The organism is Carboxylicivirga litoralis (genome assembly GCF_025499605.1).
Classification (GTDB): Bacteria; Bacteroidota; Bacteroidia; order Bacteroidales; family Marinilabiliaceae; genus Carboxylicivirga; species Carboxylicivirga litoralis.
This window is the reverse complement of the sequence record NZ_JAFMVC010000002.1, coordinates 351,312-373,407: the sequence shown is the minus strand read 5'-3', so window position 1 is coordinate 373,407 and position 22,096 is coordinate 351,312. Positions and strand designations below refer to the sequence as shown.

At 42.9% G+C, this 22,096-nt stretch carries 7 protein-coding genes; all 7 read right to left on the bottom strand.

Annotated elements, in window-relative coordinates:
• Positions 1-126: 126 nt before the first annotated feature.
• The 7 genes from J1N10_RS03670 to J1N10_RS03640 all read right to left on the bottom strand — a co-directional run bounded on the left by J1N10_RS03670 (position 127) and on the right by J1N10_RS03640 (position 21,595).
• Positions 127-1,503 carry a RagB/SusD family nutrient uptake outer membrane protein gene (locus J1N10_RS03670; protein ID WP_262325318.1) on the bottom strand — a complete coding sequence of 459 codons (1,377 nt, stop codon included), beginning with the start codon at positions 1,501-1,503 and terminating at the stop codon, positions 127-129.
• Positions 1,504-1,517: 14 nt separating this feature from the next.
• Positions 1,518-4,592: a SusC/RagA family TonB-linked outer membrane protein gene (locus J1N10_RS03665; RefSeq protein WP_262325317.1), complete on the bottom strand. Its 3,075-nt coding sequence runs from the start codon at positions 4,590-4,592 to the stop codon at positions 1,518-1,520.
• 183 nt (positions 4,593-4,775) lie between these two features.
• On the bottom strand, positions 4,776-5,195 hold the full coding sequence (locus J1N10_RS03660) for a DUF4625 domain-containing protein (protein WP_262325316.1): 420 nt from the start codon (positions 5,193-5,195) through the stop codon (positions 4,776-4,778).
• A 74-nt stretch (positions 5,196-5,269) separates the two neighbouring features.
• The gene (locus J1N10_RS03655) at positions 5,270-12,877 is read right to left on the bottom strand and encodes a subtilase family N-terminal domain-containing protein (protein WP_262325315.1); all 7,608 of its coding nucleotides are present in this window, start codon (positions 12,875-12,877) and stop codon (positions 5,270-5,272) included.
• A gap of 37 nt (positions 12,878-12,914) precedes the next feature.
• Positions 12,915-13,046: a hypothetical protein gene (locus tag J1N10_RS03650; protein ID WP_262325314.1), complete on the bottom strand. Its 132-nt coding sequence runs from the start codon at positions 13,044-13,046 to the stop codon at positions 12,915-12,917.
• A gap of 484 nt (positions 13,047-13,530) precedes the next feature.
• Positions 13,531-13,953, bottom strand: coding sequence for a DUF4625 domain-containing protein (locus J1N10_RS03645; protein ID WP_262325313.1), 423 nt, complete (start codon positions 13,951-13,953; stop codon positions 13,531-13,533).
• A gap of 115 nt (positions 13,954-14,068) precedes the next feature.
• Entirely contained in the window at positions 14,069-21,595 is a 7,527-nt protein-coding gene (locus J1N10_RS03640; RefSeq protein ID WP_262325312.1) for a S8 family serine peptidase, read from the bottom strand.
• Positions 21,596-22,096 lie beyond the last annotated feature (501 nt).

Genomic DNA, 22,096 nt, shown 5'->3' with positions numbered 1-22,096 from the left:
AAGCTATGGGGAAGATTCATTCAATTAACATTACTTATATGATCAATCCAACCTTTGTTTATCTGATGGGCTGAAAAGGCCAGGTCAACGACCTTAACATGGCCCACCGAATCTTACAAATCAACCTTAGTTACTATATCCTGCGTTTTGCTTCATATTATCATTGGCAAAAATCTCTTCCTGCGGAATGGGGAACACAAAACGGTAATCGCCAGCTTCCAATGTGGTGAGTGTATTTCCCGGAGCATCTTCGGCGCTTCTCTCAATACCCTGGTTCCAGCGACGTAAATCATAAAAACGGTGTCCTTCATAGGCTAACTCACGACGACGCTCGTCTTGCACTGCTTTTAAAGCCAACTCAGGTGTTGACAAATCCAATGGCTGTGGCGAAACAATGCGCTGCGCGCGCAATGTGTTTAATACCGTCTCTGCTTCTGCATTCATACCTTTATTTACATAGGCCTCAGCCTTAATCAGTAGCAATTCAGACACGCGGAAAATCTTTAAATCAACCACGTGCGACTTATCGTTCGGTCGTCCATCATGCTTAATAACCAAATCCTTTCCATCCTCATTCTGGCCAAAATACGTATAGTAACGGATATCATCAGCTGAATACTGATTCATCAAGTCATACGAGGGATGAAAGAAGATATCTCCATTGCTGGCCCGTGTATAATAATCGCCCAAAGTGGCATTTTCGCGACGAGCACGAAAAATTACCTCTACGTCTTCGGCTACATCATCATCCCAAACACCTTGAAACTCGGCAGGTGTAGCCAGCCTGAAGCCACCGATACCTTGAGCTTCGTCAGCCGCGGCAATCGCCATATCCCAATCGCCCATATACTGCGCCACACGTGCTTTTAAGGCATAAGCAGCTGATTTCGTTACCCAATAATTGCGGTCGGCATATTGATTCAATTCCGGAATAGACGCTTCAATATCGGCTAATACATATCGATAAACCTCCCCTTGCTTTAAGCGTGATGGATTGGTGACAGCTGATTCAAATTTGTAAGGAATACCAATGGCATCCGCTGCATAATTAGGACAGTATAAGCGCACAATTTCGAAGTGAGCATAGGCCCTCAGAAATACACACTCAGCAATAATACGTTTCACAGTAGGATCTTCCTGATCGAACTTTGCTGCAATAGCAATAATGCGGTTAGCACGGTCAACCAAAGCGGCATTACCATTCCAGGTACCTGCTAAATCAGTGGTAGATGAGTTATAGGTCCAATTGTGCACTTGCACTCCCTGTCCTGTGTTCGATAAAGAATAGCGTAAATCATCGCTGGCACGATCTCCCTGCCCAACAATACCATGACCGCCTATAGTGGCCATCACACCTGTCACACCCTTTTCTAAATCTTCGATGGTTTGAAAAGCGGCGCTGTCACCAATCGAATCAATTGGTTCTAAATCCAATGAACAAGCCGTTCCTAAAAAGGCTAAAAATGCCAGGCCTGCTAGTATATTTCTTTTTATCATCTTCATTGTCTCTTATTTTTTTAGAATGACACATCAACACCAAAAGAGAAAACACGTGGTGTAGGATATTCATAGCTGGCAATGTTGTTACTATCTTCCGGATCAAAACCGCTCCAGTTGGTCCATGTAAACAAGTTCTGTCCCTGTGCATACACCCTTACCTTGCTGATAAAACCACTGCGCTCTAATAGGTTTTTAGGTAGGTTATAAGCAATCATCAGGTTACGGAAACGCATGTATGAAGCATCTTCAATGTCTTTTGACGAAAATTCGCGTTGCGAGTGTACCCCCTGAATCTCGGTTACATCACCTGGTTGCTGCCACACATCTAACATGGCTGTTGACATATTAAACTGTGCAAAGTTGGGGTTCTCCTGGAAGAAGGTTTGGTTATTAAATCGTGAGAAACCTTGTGCAAAAGTAAACTGCGCACTTAGCTCAATGCCTTTGTAACTTAATGAGGTATTGATACCGCCAGTGAATGGAGGATTTGAAGTACCGAACTCAGCCACATTATCATCAGCACTATATTTCTCTGTAATCTCACCGTTTTTAGTATAATACAAAGCGTTACCGTTAGCAGGATTAACACCAGCCCATTCTACCATGTAATGCGAGCCTAATGGCAGTCCTTCACGAACAATGGATGTTCCTTGTTCAAACTCAGTTACCTGACCTAGATCCAGAATCTCATTGTCATTATACGACAAGTTAGTACCAACCGTCCATGTAAGGTTTCTGTTTCTGATAACATCGTAGTTAACCAGGAATTCAATACCCCGGTTACGCACTTTACCGGCATTGGTACGTTTCGCATTACCAACAACACCATCCCAGGCCGAGAACTTTTGTACGATAAACAAGTCAGAAGTAATATCGTTATACACATCCAACGAACCACTTAAGCGGTTAGCAAATAAGTTATAATCAAAACCGGCATTGAACTTATGACCAATCTCCCACTTCACATTAGGGTCTCCTGTTTGTGCCAGCATATAGGCCGGATCACCGACATATGAACTATTCGTCCATAGCGTGTATGACTCGTAATTACCAACACCCTGGTTACCGGTTGTACCGTAACTAATACGGAACTTCAGGTTATTAACCCAAGACAGGCCTGACATAAAGTTTTCACGAGTAATATCCCATGTTACACCAGCTGAATAAAGAACCGCGTACTGATAATTGGCACCAAAAGCGGATGAACCATCACGACGTAAACTACCACTAAAGGTATACTTATCGTTTAAAGTATAGTTAAGCATCGAAAATAAAGAGAATAAAGCTCTTTCGGATTTTGAACCACCAACAGTCGGAATGAAGTTATTTTCTGCTGTTCCAGGTGTGATACCCGCTGGTGTTTCAGGTAATTTCTCTTCCAATCCATAGCCTGTAAACCCAAAACTAAAATAATCGTTCTTGATATATTCCGAACCAATAACAGCTGAAATCAAATGTTTTTCAGCAATCACTTTTTTATAATCAAGTGTATTGGTGAAGGTTTTCTCAACACGGCGGTTGTATGACTCACTAATCGAGCCCTGACGATCGGGGTCACCCGCTCCTGACTGAAGAGATGACCAGGCATCAGGACTAATCCAGCGTTCACCTACGGTATTCCGATAATCGATACCATATTGAGTTTTGGCTGATAAGCCATCGATGATATCCCAGGTCAGGTTAAAAGACCCAACAAACTTGGTTTCATCGGCTTTGTTGGTCGATTTGCTCATCTGATCCAACATATTTGCACCTGTTTTACTATATGGGTTGTAGAAACTACTATTGTCTTCATCCGACAAGTGTGGATTAGTGTAGCTATAAAAACCCGGCGACGGATTACCGTTAGCATCATAAGGTTCTTCCCATGGGTTCGCTAAATAAACCGCTGCAAAGGGGTTCATTAAGGCAATACCACCTTCACTTTCGATACGGTTAATTTCTGACTGACCAAGCGATGTGGTCATTCCAAATTTCACCTTATCCGATATCTTATGATCCAGGTTTAAACGACCGGCATGACGTTGCATATCTGAACGATCCGATAATCCTTCCTGGTAATAATTTTGGTAAGCCACATAAAAACGTGTTTTCTCGCTACCACCTGAGAAATTTACTTCGTTACTCATTGTTTTACCAGTGCGAAAAACAATATCGCTCCAGTTTGTTTTAATACCACGTAAACGAGCCAATTCAGCTTCCTGTGCAGTACGTGCCTCAGGTGATAAACGGCTATAGTTAGGGTTTAATGGACTTAGTTCCCATCCCGGCCCTTTCTTGGCAACTTCTTCGAACCACAACTTTTCAGTAGAATTCATCATATCAAATTTCTCTTGTGTTTTCACTGAGAAACCTGTTTGGTGACGTACATTCACCTGTGTTTTACCCTCTTTACCACGTTTGGTGGTGATTAAAATAACACCATTGGAGGCACGTGAACCATAAATAGCTGTTGACGAAGCATCTTTCAGCACACTCACGGTTTCAAAGTCGTTGGCATTTAGCGAGGCGAAAGCGCCACTTTCAATCGGCACACCATCCACCACATACAACGGCTCGTTACCACTGGTGATAGAACCCGAACCACGGATACGTACTTTTGTACTACCCGAACCAGGCTGCCCCGAACCGGTTGAGATATGTAAACCTGTTGTTTTACCTTGTAACATCTGGTCGAAAGTGGCTACTGGCATTTGCTCCAGGTCTTTGGCTTCCACTACCGAAATAGCTCCTTTCAGCCCCACTTTACCTTTGGTACCATAAGCTGATACGACCACTTCCTCAACACCGATGGATTCTGTCTCTAATACAATATTAATCACTGCCTGACCGACATATGCTACTTCCTGTGTTGTCATACCCACAAAGGAGTAAACCAATGTTTGTGCATCAGCAGGAACTTCTAAGGTGTATGTACCATCAATCATTGTAATGGTACCTACGGTCGTTCCTTTCACCATAATGGTGGCTCCCGGTATTCCTGAACCATCGGCTGCATCGGTTATTGTTCCTGTAACAGTCTGATTTTGGGCGTTAACAAACCCAACACCGAGTATAAACATGAACAATAACGCATTAAAAATACGTTTCATAAATTTTGTTTTTATATTCACTATCTGTGTCAATTTTCTCTTCGATTAAGCACAAATGTTTTACATGCCACGCCGTTGCATGGCATGCAAAACAAGTATCTGTAGTGTAGTTACAAATAAGAATCAGGGTTATTGGGTTGTTTCCGGCAATCTTTCTGTTATAACCCTTTCCTCTTTATGCTATTATTGAATTGTTATGTCTATTGTATAAATATTATAGTTATTGGCTTCGTCCAGTACCTTAAAAGATAGCTGGTAATCGCCATAATATATATCGGTGGGAATATCTTCCAACACGCGTGTTGCTGATAATTGCATCTCAGTGCCTGATAAATTAATCTTATGCATCTCTACATCCCAATCGGTGTCCCATCCTTTTAAAGAACGCTGGCTGGCAATGCTCACCTGGCATTCTTTTAAAGCTTCATTATCCATAAAACTTGCATTGATAATGATACTGTGCCCCGGACCATATACTCCATCTTCTTTCTCTAACTGAATAATCGCTGTCGGTTTTTCAAGATCCACAGAATCGCTATCGGAACTGCAAGCTGCAAACATGGCCAATATCCCTATGGCTATATAATTTAGTAATGACTTCATAATGTTCTCTTTTAAGTTCTTGTTAAAGGGTGGTTGCCCGGCGATTAGAGCTCCCACCCTTTTCCTTTAGCCTACTATTGTTTAATTACTTTTTGTACAAACACTTCGTCATCCACTTTTAACTCCAGCATGTAAACACCACTGTTTAAGTGACCAATATTCAATTGGGTTTCAGACGACCAATTGCTTACCATTTTCTGCATCACCAACTCACCGGTTGAACTCATCAGACGAATGTTGGCTTCTTCCACATTATCGAACCAGGTAATATTAATGACATCGCGAGCCGGATTAGGATACACCTCAACCCCTGCCAGCTGATTGTCATCTAAACCTGTGCGGTTAACCACATTAATGGTATATGATGTTTGGATGCGTGCTCCGTATTCATCGCGTCCTGAGATGCTTACCTCAGTTGAACCGATTGTTACTGGTTTCAGAACGGCCCTGTTATCGCTTAACATCAGTTCTAACACGTCCTCATTAGCTACTTCAAACGTGTAAGTCATCTTGTCATTATCGATATCATTGATAACCTCAGTAAACTCAATTTCGAAGTTACCATGTTCCAACACCACTGTGGTATCGTTTATTGCCCCTGCAAATTCAGGGGCACGATTCACATTAATTACCTGTACATCAAAAATAGAACTCAGCTTAACGCCATGCTCATCGGTAGAGATGATCTCAATTTGATGTATGCCCTGAGCGTCATAACCCGGTGTTAGTGTTGCCACTATTTCTGAGTTATTATCAGTAAACGCAATCCACTCAGCATCGGTGATACATTCGTTAGTGAAGCTATCGCCCTCGTTATCGCTCACTTCAAAACGCAATGTTTCAGTGTGTGTTTCTTCCACCTTCTGATTGCCTTCAACCAAAGTCACCACTGGTGCTTCGTTCATCAACAGGTTCACATCCACTAACATCGTTTCATTCAACGGATCATTGCTGTGAATCAGCACTTCTGCATTGTTACGCAATTCCTGTGCATTAGCCGCATCAAATTTTAATTGAATGGTCGACTCTTGTCCCACAGCCGTTACACCACTCATTTGATCTGCATCAATCGACAACCAGGTCTTCTGCTCGTACTTTTCTTCATGAGCACGCACCATGTACATCATATTATCCACACCACTTTGAGTGACAATATCAAACCAGTCATCTTCATAGTTAAAGAAAAAGCGGTCGTCGATGATGTCATCATACTCACTATAGACAACACCTTGTGGCTTTGTTACACCCAATGGATAAGTGAAAATAACATAGAACGCTTCATTCGGATAGATGTAAACAGACTCGTCCAGTTCCACATTCACCCAATCACCAACAGTAGCATCCGGCTCATCGTATGACAAACTAATCTGTCCTTTACCAATTTTAATGGCATCATTAATATTGTTACCACCAGCTCGAATTTCAACGGTAATGACACCGCTCAACACCGACTCGCGGATGTAGAAAGTTTCCACATTGGATAGTAAGAATCCATCAGCCGGTGCTTTTAACTTCGTTCCAGACATAAAGGCTAATCCTGCACCAAAACCAATATTATTTTCTTTGGATTCAGCATCGGTATAGGCCAAAGTGCGGTTGTATTCAACGGCTTGAGCTGCTTTGAGGGTATTAATTCTTTCAACAGCTTCTCCCTGAGAAAGCTCCACCGCTTTATTGGTAGCAGGCAAGGCTTCATTAAGGGCAGCAATATCAATCTCTTTACCACGGTTGAACACCATTTCAATGTTCCATTCCAAATCACCCGAACCGTTTACGTTGCCAATTACTAAATCGCGCGATGTTGTATAGGTTTCCACATCGGCATTAACCGTTACCACCTCATCACTTACTGTAATGGCCGGTGGCATCTTGCTTTCAATCGTTAAAATACAATTGAGTGCTTCCACTAAATCGGCATCAATCAACTTAAGGTTAGCAGTGGCCACACTTGGGGCCGCCGGTGTATATTGTAACACCATGTTCCATGAATCACCGGGTGCCAGTTCAGTACCATCGGCTACTTCTACTTGCATGCGACCAACCGTCTGAATCACCTTTTGACCAACAAAGTTCTCCACAGGTATTAATCCGGCTTCAAGAATCTCCATACCTCTATAATAAACAGGATCATGCCTGTAGCTGACACTGATTTCATCAGAACCTGTTAATTCCTCAGTACCAAAATAAACTGTTTTGGTTCCGGTGTTGCGGATGGTGAATTCCTTTTCATAGCTTTCACCTGCAACATACCACACCAAACCGGCATCGTTACCAATCGCTTCTACATTTGGCGCTCCATTAACCGTTAATTCAACTGGGATAGTAACCGCCTGTCCTCCAACAGTATTATTCACAATGACTAAGTCTGAAGTGTACACCCCATCATAAAGATCGCTTGCATCCAGCGTCAAATCAACAACTGCTGATGAATTTGGCGCCACTCGCTTCTTTTCAACCGGAGAAACCGTATATGACATGTATTCAATTCCCGATGGCATGTAATCTCTCCAGATCATTAAGCCATCCGCCTGATTAGGATGCTCAACACCAATTAAGGCTGCCACATTAGGTTCAGTCAGGTTACGGTAATTAAAATCAATGTTACCATTTTGATGGATAATCACCTGGAAGCTATACTCACTGCGAATACCAGCTACCGGCACATAATCTTCCCATGACACAATCAGTCTGTCATCTTCTTCCTGGTAATACAAACCTTGCTTCTGAGAAATCGAATAATAATATGGGAGATGGAAAGCTGCCATTGGAGAGATAGCCCCCGGAATATTGTCATCCTGTGGCGTTTCAGTCGGGCGTTCTTGCCACGACTGCACACCTGGTTCAATAAAGGACACCCATCCCATTAATCCAATGTACAAAGTATTGTAGGTTTCACCGTAGTAGATATACTCATTCTTCAAGGGCAGGGTGAAATAGGTGAGGTTATCATCCAGGAACTTAGACTCCAAATTCGAACTGGCAGCTGACTCTGTTATATCAGTCCAGCCGGCACCATCGCCTTTCACAAAGGTATAGTCAAACTCTTTGAATTCAGACGTTGCTGCTCCTAAGTCATTTTTCAGGTAGTACCAGTTCGTAGGTACCACAGCATATTCGAGCTCGCCATCGCCATCGTTGTAAACCGTGATTTGCGTATCGAAAGTTTCGCCGGCATTCATCGTGTGTGTGATACCTGCTTCTGGTGTTACTCGAATCAACGGATTCTCCACCACATTACCGGTCAAATTAACAGTATAATTAACAGCCGCTTCATCTGTCAGCGTCATCACATCCTCCAACAAACCAGCAGCCACTTCAGCCTGAATGCCTGTATTGATTTTTACCGGAATATGAACCGACTGACGCGCTTTTACTGTAATTGGCAAATCCGCTATACGGGAACAACTGAACAAATCAGCGCCGCCAAACTGAATATCTGTAATCAGAATATCGGCTGTTCCGGAGTTAGTGAGCGTTGTAATATGCTCCACCTCATCCGTTTTGAATACATCACCAAAATCAATATCGGTCTCATCGGCTACTAACTGAGCAGTTCCACCCGCAACGAAGTTAGCATTGATCGTGTATTTTGTCACTGGTAAATCCGGATCGTTGCTCACAATAGCCAATCGTTCATAAACCGCATCTTGTAGCACATTCTCTGTATTAAACGACACTTCAAGCTCTACAGCTTCGCCCGGCTGAACGGTTCCCGATGGATTGGTCACGTTCGAAATCATATTCTCGCCCGGGTGGTAGAAATGGAAATAATCGTGATAAGAGTTAGATGTTGTTCCCTTTGAGAAAAGAACAGGATAATCGCTGTTATGAATAAAGGCCACATCCTCATTGTCCTTATCCACAATGCCTATCAGATAAGATGCCACATAGACTGATTTATAAAACAACACATCCACATCACCACTGGCATGTAATACAATCTGTAAATCAACGCCCACACTTGTACCTCCAAACTTGATGTTCTTATAAAACACGCGGAACATACCATCTTCCTGATGATAATAAATCGCAGAGTTATCAGAGTAGGTTGGACGCATCATGGTCGCTGTGATCATATCGTAATCACGCAGGTAATTAGGATTCAAAGATGAACCCGAGGCCCAATCCAGGTTTTTATCACCTTCCTCACCAAAGATGAGTGCGCCTTGCTCATTTATCCACACCTTATTGTAAAAGCGGTCGCGAAATGGGAATGAAAAACCTATTTCTGTCTCAACGGCATAAGCCGGACCACGTAACTCACCGTCTATTTTCGTACCTGTACTACTAATATCCACCCAGTTATGTGTTGCGATTTTATCGGCCGTGGTTGAACCTTCCGGATGTTGGTCGGTAAGCATATAATCGTAGGTATAGCCATAGTTATTGATGGGCTTTACCAAACCTTCCACTTCATACTCTGGTGCAAACTTAGGTACTTTATAATGTAGTGGATACTTGCCGTCATTGGTAATGGTGAAAGTGCGGTTAGCTATGGCGTCACCTACTGTTAAATCCGTTGGCACTGTGTATTCATCGGTGCCCGTTTCAGTATCGGCCACCACAATATTAGCCGGGATAACACCGATACCATGAACGCTAAATGAATAGGTATAGCCCTGCTCATCCGTTAATGTCACGGTAGAATTAAAAGTACCTTCTGCATTAGGTGCAAAAGTCAGTCGTACCCATCCGTCAGCCAACGCAGGAATGGTTTCACCACTCACAACGCCTTCAGCAATAAAAATATCCGGATTGCTTGATGTGTATCCATTTTCTAACAACTGATAACCTCTCAGACCATTGTTGACAACCTGAATATCAAAGGTTTTTTGCTGATCGACAAATACATTTCCGAAATCAACCGTTTTTACAGAATTAAGTTCTGGAGCATGACCATCAACAGTAAACTTCACTTTACCCCTGGCAACTTTGTTTTTAGGGTCATTGGATATCACCACTATGTTTTCTTCATAATAGCCGTCAATCAGATTGCTAGCATCAATATCAACCGTTATATCTTGTGACTCATTGCTGGCCAGAATACCTTCAGTTGGTGCAATCGAAATATAATCACCAATATCATCCAATGTACTTCGCATCACCCATGACCACACGTAGTTATCTTTATTAATTACGGATGCTAAGGTTGACCAGGATGCACCTCCATTGAAGCTCATAAAACAACGATCAGATTGTTCTTCTTCGAGTTCTTCAGCTATACCTAATGGATATAGGTTTCCCGATGGCACATGCACAACGGTCCAGAAGATATCACCCTGGTTAAAATGAATCTGCTCTTCTAGTTCAACATAGTGAGAGGTCCAGTAGGCGGTCTCTGTTGTATAATTTTGTGAAGAGATCAATTCAGCTTCACGCAATACCGTTCCTTTCCAAACTTCCACCACAATAGGGCCTGTTTCCGGATTAACCTTCAGGTTCAACCACATATGCGTCAGGTTATAACCTTCTGTCTCCTCTACCTTATACCAGGTAGCAGCGGAGTTAGTGATGGTTGTATCGTTTTCACCAATAATCTTGGTTGCATTCGTTGAATACTCCACATATTTCAGTCGTTCGTCGATAACTTCATAGAATGGAGCCGCCACTTTACCGTCTACAACCAGGTCTTCAGAACCAATACCTGTTAATACAGGTGTGGTGTTAAAATTAGGATACACCACTGACGAACTGGCAAAAGGAGTCAGTGACAAACTGTCCAGACCAATATGAGCACGCCAATCCATCACCCCTTCTCCTATATTCTCGAAAGAATAAGTTTGAGTGCTTGTAGCCTGTGTACGAACATCAATGTCTACATTAAGTTCTTCTCCCATCACAATCTCCGGTCCACTATTGGTCATCACCATAATGACATCCGATAGTTCAGAACCGTTGCCCCAACGGTCGAAGGCCTTAATGGCAAAGTAATATTCGGTTTGTGCATCAAGATTTTGCACAGTATTAATCAGTTCATCGCCAACATTAACAAAGAAAGCATTCACGACCTTAGAACCGGCCGATTGCAAGTTGGCTTCTGTAAATGGTTCTTTGCTCCAATAGAGGTTATAGCTAACGGCCTTTTCATCATCAGCATCAGCTGGCACATTCCAGGTATATGTCGCAAAATCCTGGGACGTTTCTATGCTAAAACTACTGATGCGATTAGGCACTACAGAGGCATCACCTGACTGCAATGCCATGTAGGCATCTATGTAGCCATTCCCCATTTTACCGGCTGTCTTTTCTGTCAGGTAAGGTTCTATATCATGGACAGAAGTCAACAAATGTTGTTTCAATTGGTCAGCTGTGAAATCGGTCGCTCTATATTTAGACACTACCAACGCCGCAATACCGGACACGTGCGGACAAGCCATTGAGGTCCCCTGCAAATAGCTATAAGCTCCATCGCGATAAGTACTGTATACCCCTGCTTCCGGAGCTAAGTTGGTATTACCCCCAGGCGCCGTAATGTCAACCCAATCGGCATAAACCGAATATGATGCCCGCTTAAAATCAGGTCCCATAGACGCCACAGCAATACAAGGTTCGTAGGCGGCCGGATAGATATCTATTTCATAGCCCAGGTTACCCGCTGCAAAAATGGATACTCCACCTTTCATTGGACTGCCCGAATAGGAACCCGCCTGCTCATTAAAGTAATCGATGGCCTCTAAAACAGACTCTTCATAATAGCCATCCGAGCTCCATCCCCATGAGTTTTGGCTAATCACAGCACCCATGTCTGCCGCATACACAATGGCTTCGGCATAACCTCCTGCTGCACCGTCTTCAGTAAAGATCTGACAGCTCATCAATCGAACACCTGGATTATTACCATCACCACCGGCAATACCAGCTACTCCTGTATTATTATTATTAACAGCACCCACAGTACCTGCCACGTGAGTCCCATGATAGTGGGTTACCAACTCTCCTTGCCCCAGGCAAAAATTGTAACCATAAATATCATCCACAAAACCATTACCATCGTCATCAATCCCCTCAAGACCGTTTAACTCAGCATCATTTGTCCACATGGCCTCCTCCAAGTCGGGATGGTCAGCCTGCACACCACCATCAATAATGGCCACAATAACATCAGACGAACCGGTTTCAATTTCCCAGGCTTTGGCCAGGTTAATATCAGCTCCGGCTTCAGCCCAGCTTTGCGAACCATCATTATTATAATGCCATTGTTTACCAAGATGAGGGTCATTAAAGCTACTGCTAACTGACGAAACTGCCGGGGCAGTAGTGCCCTCTGCACCAATCAGGTTGACCTCCGGAATAATGGTTGCTTTTTGCACTTCAGGCAACTGACGGTATTGATTCGCCACTTCAGCGGGATCCAAATTTTTATCGAATTGGATCTCGTACCAAAGGTGCAGACCAGCTGCCTGGTGTCGTTCCTCAAATCGTGGTGAGTAACGAAATACGCGCTGCATATTATTGGCAGCTACCTGGCTCGATACGGCATCAAAAGCCACAATGCCAGTTTCAACACCTCCGCTGCGTGTTGATTTAATACTTTTTAAACTCGACTGTATGACAGGACTCATCTTCACACGAATTACTCCGCGCTGCTTCCCATCTACAAATTCTTGTGCCGTGACTCCACCTGTAAAAGCAAACAGGCTTATCACCAACAACAGAAAATGGTTTAGTAATGTTCTTTTCATAATAAAATATTGATATCTATATTGAACTGAAATGTTCTTATCTTTTACTCTTCTCCTCTTTAGACATGCCCTGCAATATTTTTTTCAGCGCTTCTTTTTGAGTTTCATTCTGATCGATGAGTTGTTTCAACTCCTTATCAGAGACTTCTTCTTTTATCTTCTTAGCCATCGAACGGATTTTAATTCTGAAAACTGTCTTTTATTTGGGCGGTTTAATTTCTATCGGCCAAAATAGATGCTTGTTAACAGGCATTAAAATTTCTTAACACTGTGATACTACTGCTCAAAGAAATTAAGCCTTAGAATTACTGCTCATACACATGTAAACTACTTAATAACAGCACTACACCTCACACCTACAAGACTGATATACTGAATTTTAATACACCCTCTCTACTTTTGGTATTTTGACAAAAAAGAAGTGGTTATATTCAATATTTTTAACGTTTTCGACCTGTTTTTTTCAAATCAAAAACACCGGCATACACTAATGAAGGTCTCCAAAAATGAAATTCGTTCATGTAATAGCGTTTTGAAGCTATTGAAGGCAGATGAAACGAATAAAAAAGCCTGCAAACAAAACGCTTGCAGGCTTACTCTATTATTAATAATCAATCAATTCATCAGTAAACAGCTTTGATTGATAATCAGGCTTACTCAATAACAATATCGATGGTATAGATACTATAGTTATTGGCTTCGTCCAGTACTTTAAATGATAACTGGTAATCGCCATAATAAATATCAACAGGTATATCTTCCAGTACACGTGTGCCACTGAGTGAATATTCAGTACCTGACAGCTTAAGCTTATCAGCTTCCACATCCCAGTCGGTATCCCATCCTTTGAGTGAACGAGCGCTGGCAATGGTCACCTGGCACTCTTTAAGTGCTATATCATCCATAAAATCTGCATCAATCAGAATAGATGAACCAGGGCTATAGACGCCGCTTTCGCGTGTTAATCGAATATCGGCCGTTGGCTTTGTCAGGTCAACTCCCTCATCGTCGCTACCACAAGATGCCAATAATACGACTGCCATCAAAATGTATAAAATACGCGTTAAGTGTTTCATATTGTCTTTTTTATTGAGATATTCATCCTTGACTATCGGTTGGCGAATCAGAGTCGAATCAATTATGCGACTCTGTCCGCTTACCGTTATAATGAATACTTATCCCCTTATTACTTTATTGTTTTACTACTTTGGTTACAACAGACTGATGGCCCGAAACGACTTCAACCATGTACACTCCGCTGGTTAAATGACCAACATTAAATGTATACTGGGAACCCATCACAACTGCTTCATCAACAACCGCGCCTGCTGCATTGATCAAACGCACTTTCACATCTCCATCATTCTGGTTCATCCAACGCAGATTAATCACATCATTAGCCGGGTTCGGATATATTTCAACACCACCTTCTTCAACACTATCAAATCCGGTACGGTTGACTACTGTAATAGTATATGTACCATTTAACTTAGCTCCATGTTCATCGGTACCTGAAATCGTTAAATCAACATTTCCAATGGATGTTGGCGTTAAAACAATACCCGACTCTCCTACATACAGGTCAATCACCTCCTCATTACTTAGATTAACAATGAAACTCATTTCATCCATATCATAATCGGCAATCAACTCCTCAAATGGTATTTCATGCGCACCGTGCTCTAGCACCATTACGGTATCTTTCAGCTCACCCTGCGTAAAATAAGGATCGCGATTAATATTAATAACCTCTAATGGATAGATGAAGCTGGTTGCTTCTCCATGCTCATCAGTTCCTAACAATTGTACTTCATGCAGTCCCTGGGCAAAATAATCCGGTGTCAGGGTTATTTCCACCACTCCTCCTGCGTTGGTGGTCATTTCCATCCATTCTTCGGCGGATTCAAGACTTACTGTATAATCATCTTGCTCCATGTCTTTAACCGAGAACTTTATCAATGAAGTCGTATTCTCTTCGATCATGGCATTGCCTTCAACATACTTAATACGAGGTCCCTGATTCATCAACAGATAAAGCTCTGCCGATAACTCTTTGTTGATTGGATCATTAGTGGTGATCACAATCTCAGCATTATTAACATACTCCTGTGCATATAACGCATCGAACGTGATATCCAAATCAAAGCTTTGGCCAGCTTCAACAGTTCCTTGTTTTTGGCCCAGCTTCACCCAAGTCATTTCCTTGAATTCTAACTCATGCACCCTCACCAGGTAAGCATTATCATAAAACTGGCTGGTATAAATATCAGTCCATTCACCTTCGTACTGGAAGAAGTAACGTCCTTCTGTCGCATTGGCATAATCGTTAATTTTCCCTTGTGGATTACCAACACCCAATGGGTATTTTATCACCACGTAGAAATCTTCGCCAGGATACAAGAAAACAGGCTCATCTAATTCAATGGTATAGAACTTACCTACATCACCGTAGCCTTCCTCTTCATATTGCAAAGAACCTTCTGCCACCACACTGGCATGCTCAATAGAAGAGCCTCCGGCTAAAATCTCAACGTATAAAGTACCTGATGCCAGGCTTTCGTGACGATACCAGGTCTCCACATGTGACAATAGGAAACCATCATCGGGCACCGTAAATTTAGTACCAGAGGTAAAGGCATTGGCAAAACCAAAGCCCAGCCAATTCTCTACTTCTTCCTCATCGGTGTGCTTCAATGTTCTGTTGTATGCCGCTGTTGCTTTTAACTGTGCTGATGCGCCCACTGCCATATCCTGAGCAGAAGCTGCTTTTAAAACATCGGCAGATACGTTGGCCATTGGTGCTACATAAGCCGCATCAGGTGCTTCTTCGCCTCTACTGAATCGTAAAGTAGCATTCCATTCCAAGGTACTGTTGCCTTCCACGTTACCAATTGCCAATTGGCGCACTTCCTGATGGCTTTCATTATCCGCCATCACATAGATATCGTCACCCAAAGTGGCTGCCGGTGGCAACAAACTTGTAATATTAGCAGTCCAGGTCACAGCGGCATTGCCATCAGCATCGTAAATGGTTGACGAAGCTGCAGACGACCCAACCTGGGTTGGTGAGTAGGTAACATAGCACTGCCAAACTTCGCCCGGCTCCATCACTGAACCGTCTTCGATGAGGGTTTGTCCAAAAAACAACTTCGCATATAGCTGATTCCCTATGAAATCGTCCAAGGCCACATAGCCCTCCGCATATCCATTCATTGCGTTACCCGCGGCCGGATAATAAAATTCCACTTTCAGGTCACTATCCGCAATAGTAGACGATGAAGACAATTGAATGGCTTTAGTCCCTGCGTTCTTAATCTTAAACCCTTGTACATATACCGAATCCTGAACATACCACACTTCTGAGTCGATGTTTTCAACGGTTATATCGGGTTGTCCAACAACAGTCAGGTCAACAGGAACGTACACTTCAGGTGATTCAACCGAATTGTTAATAACAGGTAAATCGTAAGAATAAGTGCCATCGTACAAGTTTTTGGTATCAATGCGCATCTTAACCACTGTCTCACTTTGTGGCTCAACAACCTCTGTCTTAACCGGGAATATAGAATAGGAGAACGGATCATATGTTCCACTAAACAGGTCGTTATGCATGATCAGGCCTTCTTTCTGATCCGGGCTTTCGAAACCAATAACACCAAACACCCGAATAAAATCAAGATGATTGTAATTGAAATCGATACGTCCATTATCGTGCAACACCAACTGGAAACTATAAGGTTGACTCATAGACCCTGTTAAATCAACAAACTGATGGAAGGTAACAACAAACATATCATCAAAACGATGGTAATAAATACCTGTGTTTTCATGTATGGTGCGGGACGCATTGTTATGTGGTCCAACCAGTGGCGCTAACGCTCCCGCAAACTTATCTTCGGCCGGAAACTCAAATGGTGCATCAAATATACTGGTTACATCAACTGGTTCAATGAATGTGACCCAGCCCATAGCACTAATATAGATGGTATTATATTCCTGTCCATAATAATAGAACGGATGTCCTAAAGGAACAGCAATATATGGTGTTAACGTGCCATCATACCAGAACTCCTCCAGCAGATTCGTTTCTTTGGCAATTTCCAAAATATCAACCCAGCCGGCACCTCCGCCTTTTGAATAGACATAGTCGTAATCATCTATTTCACCTACTTGCGAACCTTCACTCACCGGATAACACCAGTCGTTTGGTAATACCGATAGTTCCAATTGTCCCAGTCCCGTATTAGCTATTGTTACATCAATGTCCTTGGTCGAACGGGCATTCACTGTTTCTGTAAAGCCCTCGGCTGGTGTCACGCTAATGATTGGATTTTCATTAATGGTTGCCAACAGGTCCACTTCAAAAACAGTTCCTCCTTCAAACGTAATAGTGGCAATCCCTGTTGCCTCTTTAGCCGTTGTGGTATTAACAGCTATTGGCAAATAAACTGATTGACGTGGAGCCACTGCATACGGTGTCACACTGGTAGTACTAAAATCAGTGGATGAGAACTCAATGCTAACAATATCTTCGCTCGCCGTTCCTTTATTAACAATTTGCAGAGGCAACTCTACTACTGATGTTTTTAATACTTCGCCAAAATCAACAGTATCTTTTGGCAATTGCAAATCAGCACTTCCTCCAGAAATAAAGTTAGCGGTCACTTCAAAAATGGCCATTGGCGTGTTCACATCATTGCTCACAATAGGCACACGCTGGAATACATCGCCCTGAAGGGCATTTTGTGTATCAAACTCCAGAGTAATGGTTGCTGATTCATTGGGCAACAAAGTACCATAGGCATTGCTTGCCGCAACCACCATGTTTTCGCCAGGATGCTTGAAGTGGAAATGTGAATTATAGTCGGTACTTACACCAAACGAAAGTGGATATTCACTATTTGATGCATAAGCATGCTGCCCATTTACCTTATCGGTGATACCAACGAAGTAGTTTGGTTTTTCGCCGTTATCTCTTGCCACCTGTTGAAACAGAATATCAAAGTCACCATCGGCATGCAGTACAATTTGTAAATTCACAAAACGCCCGTCAAGGTGAACAGACTCATAATGAACTCTGAACTCTCCATCAGCGCGATCGTAATAAACTGCTGCATTCTGACTCTCAAATTGTGCTCCCAACATAGCTGCTGAGATCATATCCATATCCCTTAAGCGACTTAAGTTAGTATAATAAGAGTTATTAAGTCGAACATCACCATCGTCGCCAAATACTAGTACGCCTTGTTCATTGATCCATACCTTGTCGTAGAAACGATCGTAGAAAGGGAATGAAAAGCCTAAGTCCACTTCAACAGCAAAGCTTGGCCCTTTCAACTGCTCAACAATATTGCTTGCCCCACTAATGTCTTTCCAGCCATTTTCTATGGCGATGACATTCTGATAGCTAGGCCCCTGATCCAGAACGTAAGAGTACGAATAACCAAACTCGTTGACTGGACGCTCCAGTCCTTCAATCGTGTTACCGTCGGCAAAGGCCGGAATCATGTAGTTAAGCGGATAATTACCGGTGTTTGTTATATCAAATGACACAGGTGCCACTGCATCACCAACTGCTAAACCGGTTCCAATAGATGCCGTAGCTGGTGTTAAGGTGACTTCCGCCGGATCAACAGCTGTAGCCGCCAGTTTAAATGAATGTGAATAAACACCATTATTCATCTCAATATTGGCATACTGAGCCCCTGCTGCCGATGGTGTAAACGAAATGCGAACAGTTGCTTCACCGCGTGCAGGCACATATTCAGAGCTGACGCTATTAACAACGAAATCAGCATTATCTGATTTGATATCCCATTTACTTAATAAATAACCGGCGTAGCCTTCGTTAACAACCTGGATATCCAACGTTTTACTCTTGCCAACAAACACATTACCGTAATCAATGATTGACTGCGATTTAAGTATTGGATCATGACCATCGACATCAATCGTAATTGTTTTCTTAACCAGCTTATTTTGAGTATCATTCGATGAAAAGATCACATGCTCGGTATATGTTCCGTCAACAAGCGCAGTTCCATCAACTGTTAGCTCCAGGGTCTCACTACTATTACCCGATACTTCACCTTCAGCAGGACTTAAAGTAATGTAATCACCCAGATGAGCCGACAGGCTGCGTAAGGTTAAACTCCACACCCAGTCATCGGTATCGCCATAAACATCGTTTACAAACTCCCAGGTTTGTCCTCCATTGGAACTATATAAACACTCCTCTGAGTAATGCTCCTCTGATTCTTTTGTTAAACCCAGTGGGTAATCGTTACCTGCAGGCGCATGCACCACCACCCAGTAATAGGTGTCGGGTTCCAGGTAAATCTGCTCTTCCATCTCAATATAATAGCCAATCGCATAAGATCCCACCGACTCAAAAGTTTGCGAGGTCATCAACTGGGCATCCTGTATTTGTGGTCCCTTGTAAAACTCAACAGTAGCCGGCCCGTATTCCGGATCAAGATCCAGATCCACCCAGAAGTTGGTCACATTAAACGCTTCTTCCACATAGAAACGAGTTGCCGCCGAGTTGGTCAGGCTGAGATCTTCTTCTCCAATATACACATAAGAACCTGAATTTTTAAGCGATAGACGATCATCAATATCCATCGCTACGGGCGCCTCTGCTACTTCATAACTTTCAACAGAACTGGCCTGAATATTGGTCGCAAAGGTTCTTGCCGCATTCACCGGCTGATAGATTCCCAGGTTATACGCATCCAACTCGGTGGCTGCTAAACCAATGTATGAACTCCACTTTAACAGACCGTCATCATTGTTATTCAGCTGAATGGATGACTTAGAAATAGAGTTGCTCGTGACATCAATGTTTAAAGCCGGTTCATTCACAACCACCTCCATGGATGGACCATTATTGGTAGCCACCACCTGTACTTCTGATAAGGCAGACTCGTTACCCCAACGGTCAAAAGCTTTAACCGCGAAATAGTAATCGGTTTTGGGCGCTAAATCTTCAAGCGTATATTCAACACGATCGCCCACCTGAGCAAAATAACGCGTTATTATGGTAGAAGCGGCTGATGCCAGTGAACTGGCGTCAAAAGCATTTTTGCTCCAATATAAGGTATACGAGCTACCAATTTCATCATCCGCATCGGCCACAATGCTCCATTCTACCTGTGCTTCATCCTGCGATGTACGCACCAATAAATCGCTTACCTGAGCCGGTGGGTTGCTGGCTGAGCCTGACTTTAGAGCCTTTGCCGCATCAATAAACCCACTTCCTACCTTGCCCACCTGATTAGGTGTTAGATAAGGAGATAGATCATTAACCGAAGTAATCAGGTGACGCTTCAATCGATCGGCTGTAAAATCGGAACCACCATACTCAGACACTACCAGGGCGGCAATACCCGAAACATGTGGACAAGCCATGGAGGTACCTTGCAAGTAGCCGTAGGAGTTATTAGGAAGTGTACTTAATATGGCGCCGGCTTCACCTAAACCAGAATCACCACCGGGTGCCGATACATCTACCCACTCGCCATAGTTGGAGTAATAAGTCAGCTCGTTGGTATAGTCTATGGCAGCAACTGCTACAGTGGGTTCATAAGCTCCCGGGTAAAATTTACCTTCGGTCTCTTCATTACCAGCTGCAAATATGGCTACCCCGCCTTTCATTGGCGAATCCTGATAAGCCCCTGCCTCTGCAATAAAATAGTCAATGGCCTCTAATGTCAACTGATCATATACATCTGGATCTTCATATCCCCACGAATTCTGGGAGATAACGGCGCCATTATTAGCGGCATAAATAAGTGCTTCTGCCATACCTCCTGCATTTCCATCCTCAACCAAAATCTGGCAGGACATCAACCTCACACCCGGATTAATGCCATCACCTCCGGCCACTCCGCTCACGCCTTTGCCATTACCGTTAATGGCACCAACGGTTCCTGCTACGTGTGTACCGTGTAAATGGGCTTCAATTTCAGCTCGTTCCTTAGCAAAGTTATAGCCATAAATATCATCGATATAGCCATTACCATCATCATCAACGCCGTTCTCACCGTTTAACTCCGCTTCGTTAACCCAAAGGGCGTCTTTTAAATCCTCATGAAGCACATCAATTCCGCCATCGATAATGGCCACCACCACGTCGGGTGAACCGGTTTGTTGTTGCCAGGCTTCAAACAAGTTAATATCGGCACCGGCCACAGCTCCATCCAAAACGGTTCCATCATTTTTGTAATGCCATTGGTCTTTCAAACGCGGATCGTCAAAAGGCATCTCACTAAGCTGTGATGAGCTAAATACACTGGCAGGACGAACATCGCCAACAGATACCTGACGAATCACTTCGGCATGTTTCACTTCCCCCAGCTTGGCATACTCATTGGCCACTTCCTGCGGGTCAAAATCGGTATCGTACTCAATTTCGTACCATTGATTCAAACCATAACGGCTATATTTCGCTTCAAACTTAGCAGCATAAGGAATAACCCGTTTCATGCCTTTAGCGGCCACGCGATCTGAAACAGCATCAAAAGCCACAATGCCCGTTTCGATGCCTTCTTTAGTTGATTTTAACTTAGAGAATGACTTAAGACTCGATGCTTCCAGCTTCACCCTCACTTTCCCCTTTAACTTCCCATCTATAAACTGTTGAGCATGCCCAGCAGTAGCTGCCATAACCAATAGTATTACGGCTAAATGGAGTTTTAATAGTAGTTTTTGTTTCATTTGTAATGGTTTTTAATTAAGTCGAACGTCTTAATACAATTTTCATTTGCCGCATCTCCGATTAATACTTTCATTCTCCCCGAAAAATATAAAAGCTCTCATGGCTTTGGCAAAATTGTCCGAACAACTTTTTTTGAATATTGCAATCTAAGTGCTAGAATTAAGAGAACAAACTATTGTAACACAGCGATACTACTATCATCGTAAAAACACCCCATAGAGTTAGTGCTATTTTACCTTTACACACCGTAATATTTCCACTCTCCAATAACCCATAATACTGACTAACTACTACTTACGTCAAACAACACAACTTTAGTTCTGCATTACATTATAGAGTGATTTACAGGTGAAATAGTTGGATTTTAACAGGAGTTATGGCTATTAAAGCGACAATTAAAAACAGAGTTTGCTTGTGGTATGATTCAAGATTCGTATTTGAACAGATTCTCTTAAGGCGAAGTCATAACCGCCGTGTACGAAGGTCGATAATCCCATTTG

Bases quoted from the DNA above. Each gene is read 5' to 3' on its own strand.
- J1N10_RS03655 (WP_262325315.1), bottom strand. From the start codon at position 12,877: ATGAAAAGAACATTACTAAACCATTTTCTGTTGTTGGTGATAAGCCTG.
- J1N10_RS03660 (WP_262325316.1), bottom strand. From the start codon at position 5,195: ATGAAGTCATTACTAAATTATATAGCCATAGGGATATTGGCCATGTTT.
- J1N10_RS03645 (WP_262325313.1), bottom strand. From the start codon at position 13,953: ATGAAACACTTAACGCGTATTTTATACATTTTGATGGCAGTCGTATTA.
- J1N10_RS03650 (WP_262325314.1), bottom strand. From the start codon at position 13,046: ATGGCTAAGAAGATAAAAGAAGAAGTCTCTGATAAGGAGTTGAAACAA.
- J1N10_RS03665 (WP_262325317.1), bottom strand. From the start codon at position 4,592: ATGAAACGTATTTTTAATGCGTTATTGTTCATGTTTATACTCGGTGTT.
- J1N10_RS03670 (WP_262325318.1), bottom strand. From the start codon at position 1,503: ATGAAGATGATAAAAAGAAATATACTAGCAGGCCTGGCATTTTTAGCC.
- J1N10_RS03640 (WP_262325312.1), bottom strand. From the start codon at position 21,595: ATGAAACAAAAACTACTATTAAAACTCCATTTAGCCGTAATACTATTG.